We start from the raw sequence: 16,438 nt of genomic DNA, 5'->3' as shown, positions 1-16,438 counted from the left end.
AATCGGTAGCGTTATCTCAGATTTTGGATGGATCCCGCCGTGCGCCGGCTTTGGAACACTCCGCTCTATGTCTTCGCGCTGGGGGCTACTTCCGGCGTCCTCGGCATGCTGGCCGTGCCGCGGGTAAGCCTGCCCGACCGCATCTTCCCGGTGTGGCGGGCCGAGGCGCCGGCGCCGGCCGCCGACCGTGCCCCGGATGCGCTCGGCGCCTCTCTCGCCCGCAGCGTCGCCGAGGCCGGGCAGCGCGCATTGGGCAATGCCGTCAATCCGGCCGCCCGCGCCGGCTGCGAGGCGGCGATCGCCGAGGCGGACACCGCCGCCTACCGCGCCGCCGAAGATGCCCGCGGCAAGCAGCGCAACACCCAGAACGTCCCGATGGTGCTCTCGGCCGAGGACCTCTACCTCGCCGCCGCCCGGCTCTGCTTGCGGGAGGCGCGGCCGGTCTGCCAGGCCACCCCGCGCCGCACCGATGGCTGCGACAAGGTCCTGGCGGTGAGCGAGGCCGAACTGGCCAGCACCCGCGCACTCCGGGCCAGCCGCGGCAACTGAGGCCGGCCGGCCCATCGCGGCCGGCGGCTACGGTGGACGGTTGTTCTCAGGGCAGATTCAAGCGTCCGGGCGTTCACGCCCCTGTCGCGATCTCCTCTAGCCCGCCACCGTATCCGCCATCATTGCGCCGCGGGTGCCCATCGGCCGCTCCGGCCCCGTGGTGGTGTCGCGCGCCGTCTGGTGCTCCATCTCCGCATCCAGCTCCGCCCCACGAGCACCACGGTGGAGGAGAGCCAGATCCAGGTCATGAAGCCGATCGCCGCGCCGAGCGAGCCGTAGGTCTCGTTGTAGTTGCCGAATTGCGTGACGTACCAGGAGAAGCCGAGCGAGAAGGCGATCCAGGAGACGGAGGCGAAGGCGCTGCCCCAGCTCACCCAGCGCCATTGTGCCCGCTCCCGGCTCGGACCGTAGCGGTAGAGGCAGGCGAGGAAGAGGCCGACCGCCAGCAGCATCACCGGCCAGCGCGCCAGCCGAAGCACCGTGTCCAGCGTGCCGCCGAGGCCGACGAAGTTCAGCACCACCGGGATTGCCACCACGCCGACCATCGCCAGCACGATGAAAAGGATGCCCGCCACGGTGAAGGCCAGGGTCACGGCCAGACGCTTGAAGAAGCCACGCTTCTCCTTCTCGCCGTAAACGATGTTCAGCAGATCGACCATTGCCTTCATCGCCTGGTTGGCGGACCAGAGCGAGGTCGCGAGGCCGATCAGCGCGCCGAAGCCGAGCGTGCCGCTGCCCTTGGCGGTGATGCGCTTCACCTGGTCGGTGATGATCTCCATGCCGCCGCCGGGGATGATGCCGGACAGCGCCGCCAGATGGTCGTTGATCGTCGCGGGGTCGGCGAACAGCCCGTAGATCGAGATCAGCGCGCCGAGCGCCGGGAACAGCGCGAGCAGGGCGTAGAAGGTGATGCCGGCGGCTTCCGACATTACCCGGTCGTCCGAGACCTCGGAGGCGGTACGCTTGGCGATGTCCCACCAGCCCCGGGCGGGGATCTCCGTCGGGCTCGCCGCGCCGCGGCCGCGCGGATCGGCTGCCGGCGACGATCCGGATCGGGCCGCGGGACGCGTGGCGCTTGGACGCGAGCCGGGGCGTGCCCTCGCATGCGCCGGGGGCGCGCCGCCACCGCGTCCGGTCAGCAGCAGGGCGAGCCCGCCGGCGGCGGCGAGGGTGGCGAGGACGGGGTACGGGCTGCGTTCAGTCGGCATCGGCGTCTCCGGAACGCGAGGGGCAACGGCCCGCCAACGCCGCAGGGGCGGCCCGGGTGCCCCGCGCCACTGCGATTTGCCGCAAGGCCGTTTTCGCGTCATGCCGGCGCCGAGAATGTCCGGGGAGATCATCGCATGACGCTGCCGCGCCGCCTGTTGCTGTCAGCCGTGCTCGCCGCGCCCGCCATCCGCCCGGCCCGGGCGCAGGCCTGGCCGGATCGGCCGATCTCCATCGTGGTGCCCTTCCTCGCCGGCGGGTCGACGGATATCGCGGCGCGCATCATGGCGGAGCGGCTGGCGCCGCAGCTCGGGCCCCAGGCGCGGCTGATCGTCGAGAACCGGGCGGGGGCGGGCGGCTCGGTCGGGGCCGAATGGGTGCGGCACCGGCCGGCGGATGGCTACACGCTGCTGCTGGCCTCGGCCTCCGCGCTCGGCACCAACCCGGCGGCCTTCCCGCAGACCACGCCATACGACCCGGTCGAGGACTTCACCCAGATCGCCGTGGTCGGCGGCGGGCCGATCGTCCTCGTCGTGCCCGCCGCGTCCCGTTTCGGGACGGCGCAGGAACTGCTGGCGGCAGTGAAGGCGTCGCCCGGCCGCTATACCTGGGCGACCAGCGGCGCGGGCGGGATCGGCCACCTGACCGGCGAGTACCTGAAGATGCGCGCCGGCGGGCTGAAGGCCGAGCATGTGCCCTATCGGGGCGGCTCGGCGGTCATGGAGGCGCTGGCCAAGGGCGAGGTGGACTACTCGCTCGAGGTGCTGGCCTCGGTGGCCAGCCATGTGCGGGACGGCTTGTCGCGCGGCCTCGCGGTCAGTTCGCTGCAGCGCCACCCGCTCTTCCCGGATATCCCGACCCTCGACGAGGTCGGGCTGAAGGGCTTCGAGATCACCACCTGGAACATCCTGGCGGGGCCGCGTGGCCTGCCGCCGGAGATCGCCGCCACCCTGTCGCGGGCGGTGGGGGCGGCGCTGGCCGAGGGCGACACCGCGCAGCGCCTGGCCCAGGCCGGGGTGGACCCGGCCCGGCCGGGCACGCCGGCCGAGACCCGCGCCTTCCTGGCCGCTGAGGTCGCCAAGTTCCGCGCCATCGTGCAGGATTCGGGCCTGACGCTCGGGCGGGGCTGAGGACGCGGCGGCCTCCGTCCAGGTGCCTTGCCGCCGGATCGCCGCAGGACCCTTGCCAGCCGTGTCGGGGCGCCCGACCTTTCAGGGATGCGCCGGCTCCTCGCCCTGATGCTCCTGCTGCCGCCCGCCGCCCTGGCGCAGGCGCCCATGCCGGCCGGCCCGGTGCCGCAAAGCCCGCTGCGCGCGCGGCGGAGGCGCGGAAGGCCGAGCTCGACCGCGCCTTCGAGGCGCTGCGCACCGCGCCGGACGAGAGCGGCGCCGCCCTGGTCGAGGGGCGCATCCGCACGCTCTGGGCGCAATCCGCCTCGCCCGCCACCACGCTGCTGCTCCGCCGCGGTGCCCGCAACGTGGAGGCCCAGCTGCCGGCCGAGGCGCTGGAGGATTTCGACGCCGCCATCACCCTGCAGCCCGACTTCCCCGATGCCTGGTACCTGCGCGCCCAGGCCTACGCCCGGGCCGGCGACAGCGCCGCCGCCGCGCGCGACCTGCAGGAAGTGCTGCGGCTCGAGCCCCGGCACTGGGCGGCGCTGATGAGCCTGGCCGCGCTGCAGGACGAAGCCGGGAATGCGATGGGTGCGCTGCGCAGCCTGGAAGCGGCGCTGGCGATCAACCCGCGCATGCCGGGCGGGGCGGAGCGGCTGAAGGAGCAACGCCGGAAGGCCGAGGGCGACACCACCTGACGCTGGGCACGATTGCGGGTTGATCCGCGATCATTCGTTCGGTGCATGGCAGCAATCCGGAAACATGATTGGCCTGTAATCTTTCGGCGCTCCAGATAGGGCGGGACGAAGGCAGGCCCATGCGGCCCTGCCGATCAAGGACGATGACCGTGAACGAGTTGATCAACGTGCTTCCCTGGGTGTTCGGCCTGGTGGCCGCCGCCGCGGCGGTGCAGGCCTCCAAGTAGCCCGGTTCGGCCGGGGCGGATCGGGGCGGGGCGTGAACGCCCGGCCGGCCCGATCTGCCTCGGGAACCATGGGCTGCGGTGGTGCGGCATCCGCCTCCGGCCGAGGCCGTCTGGCTGGTGGGCGGCCCCGGCCCGCGCATGCCGGGGCAATGTCCGGATGGCCCCTGCCAGGGGCCGGAGGCAGAGTGGCGCCATGACGCACATGGCCCCCATTCCCGACCCCGAAGCCGCCCGCTGGGATGCCCTGCTGGCGCGCGACCCGTCCCCCGCCTGCGGGGACTTCCTCTATGCGGTGACGACCCAGGGGTTTTTTGCCGCCCCGGCTGCCCGTCCCGCCCGCCGCTCCGGCGCAACGTCCGCTTCTACGCCGATGCCGCCGCGGCCGAGGCGGCGGGCTTCCGCGCCTGCAAGCGCTGCGACCCCCGCGGCGAGCGCGCCGCCATCCATGCCGCCGCCATCCGCGCCGCCTGCGACCTGGTCGAGGCCAGCGAGACCATTCCGAGCCTGGCGACCTTGGCCGACCGCGCCGGCTATGCGCGGCACCATTTCCTGCGGCTGTTCAAGGAGATCACCGGGGTGACGCCGCGCAGCTATGCCGGATCGGTCCGGGCCCGCAGGCTGCAGGCCGCGCTTGCCGCCGGCGACCGGGTGGCGGAAGCCGTTGCCGGCGCCGGCTACGGCTCCGAGAGCCGGGTCTATGAGGCGCCGGGACGTGTCCTTGGCATGACTCCCGGCACCGCCCGCCGGGGCGGGGAGGGCGAGACGATCCGCACCGCCACCGCGATGAGCGCGCTGGGGCCCCTGATGGTCGGCGCGACGGAGAGCGGCGTTCGCTTCATCGGCTTCGCCGAGGATTACGCGGCGCTGGAAGGCGACCTGCGGCACCGCTTCCCCAAGGCGCGGGTCGAGCCAGCGCCCGAGGCCCTGGCGGCCACGGTGCGGGACGTCGTGGAGTTCCTCGAAGAGCCGAAGGCGGCGCTCGCCCTGCCGCTGGATCTTCGCGGCACCGCCTTCCAGCGGCGGGTCTGGGAGGCGCTGGTGGCAATTCCCTTCGGCGAGACCCGGACCTATGGCCAGATGGCCGAGGCGATCGGCGCGCCAAGGGCGATCCGCGCCGTGGCCCGGGCCTGCGCGCAGAACCATGTCTCGCTGGCGGTGCCCTGCCACCGCGTGGTCGGCAAGGATGGCGACCTGACCGGCTATCGCTGGGGCGTGCCGCGCAAGCGCGCGCTGTTGGCGAAGGAGCGTGCCGGCAAGTAAAAGACCGGGAGAGAAGGTATTCTCCACCGGGCCCCCTCATCTGTTTTTCTGCGTCCGGCAGCCGTAGCGCGGCGAGTGCCGAGCCCACAGAAAGGAAGGGCGGGGTTCGGGGAGGGCATACTTTTCCTCCCCGACCTTCCTTGTCGTCAGCGGTTGCCGGCCGGCCCGCCACCTTCCGGCGCCGCGGCCGGGATCGCCTGGCCGCCTCCGCCCGCTCCCGCGCCAGCCGGGCGGTGACGTCGGCCAGGTCGCGCCGCTGCGCCTCCAGCCTGGCCTGGGCGGTGGCGATCTCGCCGTTCAGCGCCTCGCGCCGGCGCTCCAGCCCGCCCACCTCGCCACGCAGCGCTTCGAGGTCGCGGCGCAGCGCCGCCTGTTCCTGACGCGCCGCATCCGAGGCCGAGCTGGCCTGCCGCGTCTCGGCTTCCAGGCTGCGGGCGCGGGTGTCGAGCTCGGCCAGCGCGTTGCGCCGCTGCGCCAGCGCCTGGTCGGCGGCGGCGGCCTCGGCGCGGGCGGTCTGCAGCCGCCGCTCCTCGGTCGCGGTGCCGTCGCGCAGCTCGGCCAGCCGCTTCTCGGCGGTGCCGATCTCGCCGCGCAGCGCGGCGCTGCGCTCCTCGAGCCCGCGCAGGGTGGCCTGGGCCTGGTCGCGCGCGGTGCCGAGCCGGGCCAGCTCGGCTTCCGCCTGGCCGACCGCGTTGCGACGTTCCGCCAGGGTCGCCTCGGCCGCGGTCACGCCTTCGCGCAGCCCGGCCAGGCGCTGCTCCGCGCTCCGCGCCGCGGGCCTCGAGTCCCTTGACGCGTTGGTCGGCGGCCTCGGCCGCCTGGGTGCTGCGGGTCACCCGGCCATTGGTCTCCGCCAGGCTGCGTTCCGCCGCGGCGGTCTGCTCGCGCAGCGTCGCCAGCCGGCGCTCCGCCTCGGTGCCCGCGGTGCGGCGCTCGGCGACGGTCCGCTCGGCCTCGGCGATGGTGCTGCGGAGCGATTGCAGCCGGGCTTCCTCCTGCGCCACCCGGTCGCGCTGGCCGGCCAGGGTGCGGTCCTCCGCCGTTGCCTGCTGGCGCAGCCCGGCGAGGCGCTGGTCGGTCGCCATGGCCTCGCTGCGCAGGGCGGACAGCCGCCGGTCCTCTGCGGCGATGCGTTCGGTCAGGGCGACGAGGCGGCCATCCTGGCCGGCGACCTGGTCGCGCAATCCCGCCAGCCGCCGCTCTGTCGTCGCGGTCTCCTCGCGCAGCCCGCTGAGCCGGCGGTCCTCGCCGCCGGCCTGCTCCTGCAGCAGGCCGAGCCGCCGCTCGGTCTCGGCCAAGCTGCCGGTGCGCTCGGAGCGGCTCCGCTCGAGCTGGCCGGCCTCGGTCTGCAGGCCACCGAGCCGCGCTTCCTCGGCGGCGAGCTGCGCCCGCTGCCGCTTCACCTCGGCCTCGGCGGCCGAGCGGCCGCGCTGGGCGGCGCCGAGGGCGCCGCGCGCCTGGGCCAGCTTCGCCTCCAGCGCCGCGAGGTCGCCGGCCGCCTGGCGTTCCTGCTCGAGCGTCCGCTCCAGCTCGGCGACGCGCAGGCGCAGCGCGCCGCCCTCGGCCTGGGAGGTGGCGAGGCCGCGCTGCAGGCTGTCGACGCGATCGGCGCGCTCGACCGTCAGGCCGCAGCCGGCGAGCGGCACCAGGAAGGTCGAGCACAGCACGAGCATGGCCGGTCCCGGCCGGCGTGACGCCCCAAGCATACGTATCTCCCCCAAGCCCCCGAGTGTGTCGGGCATGGCGCCTGCTCGGGCTGCCGGGGTCAATCGCCGGCGGGTCGCGGTGGCGCTCCGGGCCGGTCACGATCCTGTTTCCACGCCCGGGTTCCGCGCCCATGCCCGGCCGGCGAACCGCGATGCCGCCGCAGCTTTAGGCCGGCATGGCGGCTCGCAGGCGGCGATGCGCCCGGGAGGAGAGCAGGCGATGGCGCGCAGCCGGCGGCGTGGGACGCAGACCCTGATCGGGCGGATCGAAGCGGCTGAGGCGCTCGACCCGCCGGGCTACGCCATCGGCAATGCCCTGGCCCGCCCGGCCCAGGTCATCGGCCGGCCGGCCCGGCGGCTGGGAAATGCGCTGCACGGCACCGGCTATGGCCATCCGGTTCACCCGATGCTGGTGACGCTGCCGATCGGCAGCTGGACCCTCGCGCTCGGACTCGACCTGCTGGCGGCCTTCGGCCTGGTGCGCGGCCGCCAGGCGGCCGAGGTGGCGGACACCGCACTGCGGGCCGGTGCGCTGGGCGCGGTCGCCGCCGCGGCAACGGGGATGGCCGACTGGCAATACACCGATGGCCGCGACCGCCGACTGGGCCTGGTGCATGCGCTGGCGAATGGCACTGCGCTCGGGCTCAACCTGCTTTCGCTCGTGCTGCGCGGCCGCGGCCGGCGCGGGGAGGAGCGGCTCGCCTCGGCCGCGGCCTTCGGCTGCATGGCGGCGGGCGGGTATCTCGGCGGGCACCTCGTCTATCGCCGCCGCGTCGGGGTGGACCATGCCGATCGCAGCCCGGAGCCGCGCGAATGGCAGGCGGTGCTGCCCCTGGCCGAGCTGGCGGAGGACCGGCCGCGCCGGGTCGAGGTGGCGGATGCCGACACGCGGCAGGCGATCGGCATCGCCCTGGTGCTGCATGGCGGCAAGGTCCATGCAATGGGCGCCCGGTGTTCCCATGCCGGCGGGCCGCTGGACCAGGGCTGGGTGCTGGAGGGGCGGCTGGTCTGCCCTTGGCACGGCTCCCGCTACTGCCTGGAGACCGGCCGGCCGACCGATGGACCCTCCACCACGCCGCAACCGCGCTACGCTCTGCGCATCCGCGACGGCATGGTCGAGCTGCGGCGGGAGCAGGAGCCGGGCGACGAGGTGGTGACCGAGGCAAGGGTGGCCCGCGCCGCGGGTCCGCAAGGCGGGCCGCGCGGCCGCAAGGCGGACGAGGTGCTGGTCGAGCACCACACCCTGTTGCGGCGGATGTTCGCCCGCATCCTGGCAATGCCGCGCGAGGACCCGGAACGGCGGGACCTGATGCGGGCGCTGGCAGAGGAGCTGGAGATCCACGAGATGATCGAGGACCGCTTGTTCTACCCCGCGGTCCAGCCGGTCAGCGAGGATGTTGCGGTGGCCCATGCCGAGCACCGCCAACTCGCCGACCTCCTCGCCATGACGCTGAAGCTCGGCACCGCGAGCCCGGAATTCGAGGAACACCTGCGCGCCCTGCAGGCGGCGGTGGACCACCATGCCGGCTCCGAGGAGCGGTCGATGTTCGTCGAGGCGCAGCGGCTCGGCGAGACGCGGCTGCGCGAGATCGGCCATGCACTGGAGGCGCTGCTGGAGGAAGCCCGGACCTCCCGTGCCCGGCACGCCTTCCGGGCACTGAAGATCCGGCTGTTGGAGAGCGCCCTGACCCGCGCGATGCCACTGGGGCGGCGCCCCGGGGGCGTCAGCGCGGCGCGGTGCCACCCGGCGGAGGGGCGCCGCCGCCGGCGCGCTGCACCTCGGCGTTGCTGATCCCGCCCATGATCCGTCCGGTGCCCGGCACGATCGGCGCCTCCACGCCGGTGCCGGCGGGCATGGTGCGCTGCACCTCGGCATTGCTGATCCCGCCCATGATCCTTCCGGTGCCCGGCACGATCGGCGCCTGGGCGCCGCTGCCCTGCTGCACCCGCTGGATGTCGGCATTGCTCGACCCGCCCATGATCCGGGCTGTGCCGGGGACGACCGGCATGGCGGCGCTGGCGCCCGGCTGCGGCGTAGTAGGCCGGCGTCTGGCTCTGGCAGGCGGCGAGGAGGCCAAGGCCGGCCGCCATCGCGGCGGCCCCGGCAAGTCGGGTGATGCTCATGTCGGTGTTCCCCTGTCTGGCGGCAGGAGGGCGGACCCAGAGGCCCGCCAGCCCTGTCGCCAGCGGCAACGCGCAAGCCGGCGTATCTTTCCATCGTGTAATGCCGCAAGCGGCTTATTTCACCGTTGCGACCCGCAGCGCGCGTTGGTCGTGCCGGGCGTGCCGAAGGGGACGCCGGCGGTGACCACCACTTCCTGGCCCGCATTGGCGAAGCCCTCCTGCTGCGCCGCCCGCAGCGCCTTGGCCACCATGTCGCCCATGCTGTGCGGTTCCTGGGTCAGCAGCGGATGGACGCCCCAGACCACGGCCAGGCGCCGCGCGCTTTCCATGCTGGCGGTCAGGCCTAGGATCGGGCAGTCCGGCCGCTCCCGCGCCACGCGGAGAGTGGTGCTGCCGGTCGAGGTGAAGGTGGCGATCACCTGGGCCTGGATGGTATGCGCCACCTGCCGCGCCGCGGCGGCGATGGCGCCGGCGCTGTTCGGCTCGGGGTCCGGCCGGGCGGTGTCGGTCTGCCGGCGCCAGTCGGGGTCCTGCTCCACCCTGGCGACGATGCGGTCCATCATGTTGACGGCTTCGTAGGGGTATTGGCCGGCGGCGGTCTCGGCCGAGAGCATCACCGCATCGGCCCCGTCGAACACCGCGGTGGCGACGTCCGAGGCCTCGGCCCGGGTCGGGGAGGGCGAGGCGATCATGCTTTCCAGCATCTGCGTCGCCACCACGACGGGCTTGCCCGCCGAGCGGGCGGCGCGGACGATCCGCTTCTGGATCAGCGGCACTTCCTCGGGCGGGCATTCGACGCCGAGGTCGCCGCGGGCGACCATGACGCAATCGGTCAGCGCCATGATGGCGTCGAGGTTCTCGACCGCCTGCGGCTTCTCCATCTTGACCATGATGAGCGCCCGGCCGGCGGCGATCGCCTTGGCCTCGGCCACGTCCTCCGGCCGCTGGACGAAGCTCAGGCCGATATAGTCGATGCCGAGGGGCAGGACGAAGTCGAGGTCCTCGCGATCCTTCTCGGTCAGCGCCGGGATCGGCAGGGCCACGTCGGGGACGTTGACGCCCTTGCGGTCCGACAGCGCGCCGCCGACCACCACCTCGGTCTCTAGGTGGTCGCCGCGGACGCGGGTGACGCGCAGCCGCAGCTTGCCGTCGTCGAGCAGCAGGGAGGTGCCGATCTGCGCCGCCTGGATGATCTCGATGTGCGGCAAGCTGGACGCGGCCGACATTGCCAGGCGTCGGGTTGAGGTCGAGCCGGAAGGGCTGGCCGGTCTGCAGTTGCACCCGGCCGCCCTGGAAGCGGCCGACCCGCAGCTTCGGGCCCTGGACATCGGCCAGGATGCCGATGGGACGGCCGGTCTTCTCCTCAAGCGCGCGGATGGTGGCGATGCGCTCGGCATGGTCGGCATGGGTGCCATGGCTGAAATCCAGCCGGAAGACATCGGCGCCGGTGCGGAACAGCCGCTCGATCACCTCCGGGCTCGTCGAGGCCGGGCCGAGGGTGGCGACGATCTTGGTGCGGCGGCGGCGGCGCAGCGGGATGCGGGGAGCCATGCGGAGCTTGCCTTCCGGCGCGGGGAAGAGGTCGGGCCGGAGCTGCCAGGCGGGCATCTCCAGCAGCCGGGCCAGCTCGGTGACCCGGTCGGCCGGAATGCGCTGCCATTGCGAGACGGCGGCAGGGGTGATGCCGAGCGCGGTGGCGATCTTCGCCCCGGTGCCGCGGCGGTTCAGCAGGTCGTCGAGGATGGCGTCTCTCATGGCGCGAGCTTATGCGGGAGTTAAGCCGGGCCGGGTAGACTTAATATACAGCTTAACACTTAAGCTTAAGCCGGTCGGAGACCGTGTCCTTCAGCTCGGTGTCCGTCAGAGCGCGCTTGCGGCGCCATAACGCAGTGGGCGGGTTAAGGTCTCACGGAAAAATGCGCGGAGCCAGCCCGGCGCAACGCGTCGGCCGATCAGCACCACGCGGACATCGTTGACGTTGGTCAGGGTCGGCCCGGTCACCACCAGGTCGCCCAGCGCGCGGAACAGGCCGGTGCTGTCATGGCCGGCCAAGGCTGCCCGTGGGTCGCGCCCCAGCGCCTGGGCCCGGGCCAGGGTGTCCGGGGTGGCGATCGCCCCGGCGGCGTCGGATTTGCCGTCGATGCCGTCAGTGTCGCAGCAGAGCGCCCAGACCCCGGGCGCTCCGCCGAGGGCCAGGGCGAGGCCGAGCAGCGTCTCGGTGCCTCTGCCGCCCTCGCCGGCCGTACCCTCGATGGTCACCGTGGTCTCGCCGCCCGAGAGCAGCACCGCCGGCCGCCCCACCGGCAGCCCGTGCGTCGCGGCCGAGCGGGCGATGCCGCCGAGCGTCCGGCCGAGCTCGCGCGCCTCTCCCTCCAGCGCGTCGCCAAGGATGAGCGGGGTGAGGCCGAGCGCCCGCGCTTCCTCGGCCATCGCCCGCAGCGCCATCAGCGGCGTGGCGATCATCCGCAGCTCGGTCCCGGCCAGCCGCGGGTCGCCGGGCTTCGGCGTCTCCTCGGCCGCCGCGGCCAGGTGGCGCACCGCCGCCTCGGGCAGCCGCATCCGGTAGTGGGCGACTAGGGCCCGGGCCTCGGCGAAGGTCGTCGGGTCGGCGATGGTGGGGCCGGACGCGATCACCGCCGGGTCGTCGCCCGGCACGTCGGAGATCGCCAGGGTCACCACCCGCGCCGGATGCGCCGCCACCGCCAGCCGCCCACCGGAGAATCCGGACAGGTGCTTGCGGATGCAGTTCATGTGGTCGATCGGCGCGCCGCAGCGCAGCAGCTCGCGGTTGACCGCAACAAGGTCGTCGAGCGTCAGCCCAGGGGCGGGCAGGGTGGAGAGCGAGGAGCCGCCGCCGGAGACGAGGAAGAGCACGAGGTCATCGGGCGCGAGCCCCCGCACCGCCGCCAGGATCTCGGCCGCTGCGGCGGTCCCATGCGCGTCCGGCACCGGGTGGTTGGCGAAGCGGACGGGGATGCGCCGGTTCGGCGGCGGGTCGGGCAGGTCGGCACCGTGGGTGGTGACGACCAGGCCCGACAGCGGCACCGCCGGCCAGGCCTGCTCCACCGCGAGCGCCATCTTCGCCGCCGCCTTGCCGACGCCGACGACCACGACGCGGCCGGAGGTCGGCGGGGCGGGCAGGTGGGGCGCCAGGACCGAGAGCGGGTCGGCGGCGCGCACGCCGGCCTCGAACAGCCGCAGCAGGGCGGCGCGGGCCGTCGCATCGTCCCAGTGCCCGGTTCCGGTTCCGCTCGCCATGCCGTCCTCCCGATCCGGGGCGTTTGTCCCTTCCCGCGGCATGCCGCGCCAGGGGCAGCTTGTAAAGTTTCTCGTGGTATGGAAGAAGCGGCGCATGGGCGGCAGCAAACCAGGCACCATGCGGTCAGCCGAGCGGAAGGGCCCCGAGCACCCGGAGGATTTCCTCGCTGGCGCGGCGCCGATGCGCGGCGACCGCCAGCCGGGCGGCCTCGGGCTGGGCGTCGCGCAGCGCGGCCAGGATCGCCGCGTGCTCGGTGGTCGAGGTGGCCGGGTAGGGCCGCCGCGCGGCCGTGGCGCTGCGGGCGCGTTGCGCCTGGTCCGCCGCGGTCAGCGCCAGCCGGGCCAGCTTGGCATTGCCGCCGCCCTCCAGCAGGGTGCGATGGAAGCGGTCGTCGGCCGCCGCCCAGCCGTGGCGGTCGCCTGCCGCCAGGGCCGCCTCCATGGCCGTGGTTGCCGCCGTCATCCCGTCCAGTGCCGCCGCGCCGGCCGCGCCACGCCCGGCCAGCAGCGCCGCCGCCGCGCCTTCAAGCGCGACCAGCACGTCGTAGGTCTCCCGCAGGTCGGTCGGGTCGATCGGCAGCACGCGCACGCCACGGCGGGGCAGGACCTGCAGGAAGCCCTCGTGCTGCAGGCGCAGCACCGCCTCGTGTACCGGGGTGCGGCTCATGCCGAGCTGGTCGGCGATCGCCTGCTCCACCGCCTCGTGCCCCGGGGGCAGCAGCCCCTCGAGGATGCTGGCCTTCAGCGCCGCATAGGCGGCCTGGGCCAGGCTCTCGTGCGGCCGGCCGGGTCGTGCCGCGGGGCGGACCCGCAGGCCTGTCTCGTCTTCCATGCCAGCTAGCATGCCACCACAACCCCGGAGTCCCAGGAGTCCCCATGCGCACCCACAGGATCGCCGCCATCCCCGCCGACGGCATCGGCAAGGAAGTCATCCCCGCCGGCCTCCGCGTGCTGCATGCGCTCGCCGAGCGGAGCGGCGACTTCCGTCTCGACGTCACCGACTTCCCCTGGGGCACCGACTACTACCGGGAGACGGGGGAGATGATGGCCGAGGACGGGCTCGAGACCCTGAAGGGGTTCGACGCCATCTTCTTCGGCGCGGTCGGCGACCAGCACGTGCCGGACGACATCACGCTCTGGGCCTGCGGCTGCGGATCTGCCAGGGCTTCGACCAGTATGCCAATATCCGCCCGACCCGCGTGCTGCCCGGCCTGACCAGCCCGCTGCGCGCCGTGCAGCCCGGCGACATCGACTGGGTGATCGTGCGGGAGAACTCCGAGGGCGAGTATGCCGGCCATGGCGGCCGCGCGCATCGCGGCCACCCCGAGGAGATCGCCACCGAGACGGCGATCTTCACCCGCGCCGGCGTCACCCGGATCATGCGGACGGCCTTCGAGATCGCCGCGAAGCGGCCGCGGAAGAAGCTGACCGTCGTCACCAAGTCGAACGCGCAGAAGCACGGCATGGTCTTCTGGGACGAGATCGCCGCCGAGGTCGCCCGCGACTTCCCCGGCGTGACCTGGGAGAAGGAGCTTGTCGACGCCATGGCCGCGCGCATGGTGCAGAAGCCGGCCAGCATCGACACCGTGGTCGCCACCAACCTGCATGCCGACATCCTGTCCGACCTGGCGGGCGCGCTGGCGGGGTCGCTCGGCGTGGCGCCGACCGCCAACCTCGACCCTCGCGCCGCTTCCCCTCGATGTTCGAGCCGATCCACGGCTCGGCCTTCGACATCGCGGGGAAGGGCGTGGCCAACCCGGTCGCCACCTTCTGGACCGCGGCGATGATGCTGGAGCACATCGGCGAGGCGCCGGCGGCGGCACGGCTGATGGCGGCGGTGGAACGCGTCTGCGCTGACGGCGTCATGACCGCGGATGTCGGCGGCACCGCGAATACCGAGCAGGTCACCGAGGCGGTGATCGCCGCCATCCGCGGTGCCAACGACTGAGAGAAGGTCAGGGAGGGAAAAGTATTCCCTCCCCGAACCCCTCCCTTCCTTTTGTGAGTCGGGACCCGACTCAGAAAAATAGATGAGGGGTTTGGGGAGAATACCTTCTCCCCAACCTTGCTTTTTCCGGGAAGGAAACGCCCCATGCTCTCCCGTCGCGCCCTGCTTGCCGCGCCGCTCGCCTTCCCCGCCATCGCCCGGGCTGCCTGGGTGCCGGACCGGCCGGTGACCGTCACCGTGCCTTTCAGCGCCGGCGGGCCGACCGACGTCATCGCCCGGCTGGTCGCGGAAGGCATGGGGCGCGAGCTCGGCCAAGCCGTGGTGGTGGAGAACGTCACGGGCGCCGGCGGCACCATCGCCGCCGCCCGGGTCGCCAATGCAAGGCCCGACGGCACCACGCTGATGTTCCACCATATCGGCCATGCCAGCGCGGCGACGCTGTACCGCAAGCTGCCCTACGACGTGCAGGGCAGCTTCGCGCCGCTCGGCCTCGCCTCCGACGCGGCGATGACCGTGGTGGCGCGGCCCGACTTCCCGGCCGCCGACCTCGCCGGCGTCATGGCGGCGATCAAGCGGGAGGGGGACAAGCTGACCCTCGCCCATTCCGGCCTCGGCGCCGCCAACCAACTGTGCGGGATGCTGCTGCAGCATGCGGCGGGCACCGCGCTGACGTCGGTGGTGTTCCGCGGCAGCGCGCCGGCGATCACCGAGCTGATGGCCGGACGGATCGACCTGTTCTGCGACCAGGCGACCAATACCGCGACCTTCCTGCGGGAGAACCGGATCAAGGGCTATGCGGTAACCCTGCCGCAGCGGGTCCCCGGCCTCGACCTGCCGACCACCGCCGAGGCCGGGCAGCCGAGCCTGGCGATGAGCACTTGGCACGGGCTCTATGCCCCGAAGGCGACCCCGGCCGAGATCCGCGCCCGGCTGTCCGAGGCGCTGCGCGCCTCCCTGCGGGAGGAGAAGCTGCTGGCCCGGCTGGCCGACCTGGTGACCGAGCCGGCCAGCCAGGAACACGCCACCGAGGCCTTCCACACCCGCTTCCTGGCCGAGGAGGTGGCCCGTTGGCGGCCGATCATCCAGGCGGCCGGGCAATACGCGGACTGATCAGCCGGGCGAGCAGCTCACCTCGTCCCAGGCCTGGACGGTGAGGTGGCGGGCGATCCGCCCCTCCCGCAGGTCGAGCGTCATCGCCGAGACGACGTTGCAGCCGTCCGGATAGGCGCAATGCTCGACGAAGGCGATGCGCTCGGGCCCGACCACCTCCTCGGCCACCGCATGGGTCATCTCCCGGGCGCAGACATCCTGCCAGAAGCCGGCGATGGCCGGCCGGCCCAGCAGCCGCAGCGGCGCGCTGGGCGGCCGGTTGCGGTCGACGATGGTCATCTCCGCATCCTCGGCATAGAGCGCGGCGAGCGTCGCGGCATCGCCGCGTTCCAGCGCCTGGCGCAGGGCGGCGAAGTCGAATCCGGCGGTCGGCATGGGCATCCTCCCGGGGTCGCGGGCCCGGCCTGCGGCCCGTCCCCATGCAATGCCGCTGGCCCCGCCTTGTCGCACCGCCCCGGCCGGCCCCAAATGACCGCCAGGACCGGAGGACAGAGCCATGGCCGCACCCGAATCTCGACGACGCCACCCGCACCCAGCTGGAAGCCGCCGCCTTTCGCAAGCTGGTCGAGCACCTGCGCACGCGGACCGACGTGCAGAACATCGACATGATGAACCTGGCGGGGTTCTGCCGGAACTGCCTCTCGCGCTGGTACCGCGAGGGCGCCGCCGAGCAGGGGATCACGCTTGCCGACCCCGACGCGCGGGAGATCGTCTACGGCATGCCCTACAAGGAATGGCAGGCGAAGTACCAGAAGGAGGCCAGCGCCGAGCAGAAGGCGAAATCTCGCCGCGGCGAATCCGGGCCACTGACCGCGGGCCCCGCGGGGGCGGCGGATTGCCGTTGCTGCCACGGGCCGCGACCGGTAAACCCGCCCCCTTCGCATAGGGGGCCGCAGGCGATGAGTGACGTGGAAGACGAGGCCCGGGCGAGCCGTGCCCGGCAGGAGGCCGATCCTGATCCGGAAGTCGGCGGCATCGCCGTCGACCGGCTGCGCAGCATCATCGAGCGGGTGGAGCGGCTGGAAGAGGAGCGCAAGGCCCTCGCCAGCGACATCAAGGACATCTTCGCCGAGGCGAAGTCGGCGGGCTTCGACGTGAAGGTCGTCCGCCAGATCATCTCGATCCGCAAGAAGGAGCCGGCCGAGGTGGAGGAGCAGGAGACGCTGCTCGACCTCTACCGCCGCGCGCTCGGCATGTGATGCGCCGGGCGGGGAGGCACGCCTTCCCGCCCGCCATCCGC

General features: G+C 73.4%; 13 protein-coding genes and 3 pseudogenes. 9 read left to right on the top strand and 7 right to left on the bottom strand.

Translation table 11 applies throughout. The features are described 5' to 3' along the window. The first annotated feature begins 39 nt into the window (after nt 1-39). A complete protein-coding gene (locus ACQ86J_RS07480; RefSeq protein WP_431270635.1) occupies nt 40-549 on the top strand; it encodes a hypothetical protein in 510 nt (169 codons plus the stop codon). Between the two features lie 119 nt (nt 550-668). Here the strand turns inward: ACQ86J_RS07480 and ACQ86J_RS07475 are convergent, their stop codons facing one another. Continuing rightward, entirely contained in the window at nt 669-1,757 is a 1,089-nt protein-coding gene (locus ACQ86J_RS07475) for a YihY/virulence factor BrkB family protein (RefSeq protein ID WP_431270634.1), read from the bottom strand. Between the two features lie 135 nt (nt 1,758-1,892). On the opposite strand from ACQ86J_RS07475, the gene ACQ86J_RS07470 reads away from it, so the two are divergent. From ACQ86J_RS07470 to ACQ86J_RS07460, 3 genes are all read left to right on the top strand, one after another. After that, nucleotides 1,893-2,885 (top strand): Bug family tripartite tricarboxylate transporter substrate binding protein, encoded by a 993-nt coding sequence (locus ACQ86J_RS07470; RefSeq protein ID WP_431270633.1) that lies wholly within the window; start codon nt 1,893-1,895, stop codon nt 2,883-2,885. A gap of 347 nt (nt 2,886-3,232) precedes the next feature. Beyond that, the gene (locus ACQ86J_RS07465; RefSeq protein WP_431270632.1) at nt 3,233-3,565 is read left to right on the top strand and encodes a tetratricopeptide repeat protein; all 333 of its coding nucleotides are present in this window, start codon (nt 3,233-3,235) and stop codon (nt 3,563-3,565) included. 308 nt (nt 3,566-3,873) lie between these two features. Beyond that, the gene (locus tag ACQ86J_RS07460) at nt 3,874-5,052 is read left to right on the top strand and encodes a methylated-DNA--[protein]-cysteine S-methyltransferase (RefSeq protein ID WP_431270631.1); all 1,179 of its coding nucleotides are present in this window, start codon (nt 3,874-3,876) and stop codon (nt 5,050-5,052) included. 146 nt (nt 5,053-5,198) lie between these two features. Here the strand turns inward: ACQ86J_RS07460 and ACQ86J_RS07455 are convergent, their stop codons facing one another. Beyond that, complete coding sequence (locus ACQ86J_RS07455) at nt 5,199-6,725, bottom strand: hypothetical protein (protein WP_431270630.1); 1,527 nt, start codon at nt 6,723-6,725, stop codon at nt 5,199-5,201. Nucleotides 6,726-6,978: 253 nt separating this feature from the next. Between ACQ86J_RS07455 and ACQ86J_RS07450 the strand changes: the two genes are divergently transcribed. Further along, the gene (locus ACQ86J_RS07450; protein ID WP_431270629.1) at nt 6,979-8,550 is read left to right on the top strand and encodes a DUF2231 domain-containing protein; all 1,572 of its coding nucleotides are present in this window, start codon (nt 6,979-6,981) and stop codon (nt 8,548-8,550) included. Here the strand turns inward: ACQ86J_RS07450 and ACQ86J_RS07445 are convergent. The 4 genes and pseudogenes from ACQ86J_RS07445 to ACQ86J_RS07430 form a co-directional block, all read right to left on the bottom strand. Continuing rightward, nucleotides 8,483-8,767: a hypothetical protein gene (locus tag ACQ86J_RS07445; protein WP_431270628.1), complete on the bottom strand. Its 285-nt coding sequence runs from the start codon at nt 8,765-8,767 to the stop codon at nt 8,483-8,485. The genes ACQ86J_RS07450 and ACQ86J_RS07445 overlap by 68 nt on opposite strands. A 229-nt stretch (nt 8,768-8,996) precedes the next feature. Then, nucleotides 8,997-10,433 (bottom strand): annotated as a pseudogene (pyk, locus tag ACQ86J_RS07440) (pyruvate kinase). Between the two features lie 309 nt (nt 10,434-10,742). Then, a complete protein-coding gene (locus tag ACQ86J_RS07435; RefSeq protein WP_431270627.1) occupies nt 10,743-12,140 on the bottom strand; it encodes a glycerate kinase type-2 family protein in 1,398 nt (465 codons plus the stop codon). Nucleotides 12,141-12,264: 124 nt separating this feature from the next. Next, a complete protein-coding gene (locus ACQ86J_RS07430) occupies nt 12,265-12,972 on the bottom strand; it encodes a GntR family transcriptional regulator (protein WP_431270626.1) in 708 nt (235 codons plus the stop codon). Nucleotides 12,973-13,016: 44 nt separating this feature from the next. Here ACQ86J_RS07430 and ACQ86J_RS07425 point away from each other — a divergent pair. Both ACQ86J_RS07425 and ACQ86J_RS07420 read left to right on the top strand, forming a co-directional pair. Further along, nucleotides 13,017-14,088, top strand: a pseudogene (locus tag ACQ86J_RS07425) (tartrate dehydrogenase). Between the two features lie 144 nt (nt 14,089-14,232). Further along, the gene (locus tag ACQ86J_RS07420; RefSeq protein WP_431270625.1) at nt 14,233-15,198 is read left to right on the top strand and encodes a tripartite tricarboxylate transporter substrate-binding protein; all 966 of its coding nucleotides are present in this window, start codon (nt 14,233-14,235) and stop codon (nt 15,196-15,198) included. Here the strand turns inward: ACQ86J_RS07420 and ACQ86J_RS07415 are convergent, their stop codons facing one another. Next, the gene (locus ACQ86J_RS07415) at nt 15,199-15,573 is read right to left on the bottom strand and encodes a nuclear transport factor 2 family protein (RefSeq protein ID WP_431270624.1); all 375 of its coding nucleotides are present in this window, start codon (nt 15,571-15,573) and stop codon (nt 15,199-15,201) included. Nucleotides 15,574-15,617: 44 nt separating this feature from the next. On the opposite strand from ACQ86J_RS07415, the pseudogene ACQ86J_RS07410 reads away from it, so the two are divergent. Further along, nucleotides 15,618-15,920: pseudogene (locus ACQ86J_RS07410) on the top strand (DUF1244 domain-containing protein); the annotation flags it as partial. A 177-nt stretch (nt 15,921-16,097) separates the two neighbouring features. Beyond that, complete coding sequence (locus ACQ86J_RS07405; protein WP_241671129.1) at nt 16,098-16,397, top strand: DUF2312 domain-containing protein; 300 nt, start codon at nt 16,098-16,100, stop codon at nt 16,395-16,397. Nucleotides 16,398-16,438: the final 41 nt, after the last annotated feature.

It is taken from the genome of Dankookia sp. P2 (assembly GCF_050632255.1).
GTDB lineage: Bacteria > Pseudomonadota > Alphaproteobacteria > Acetobacterales > Acetobacteraceae > Paracraurococcus.
Note: the sequence above shows the minus strand (reverse complement) of the source record. Positions and strands in the feature narration are given on the sequence as shown.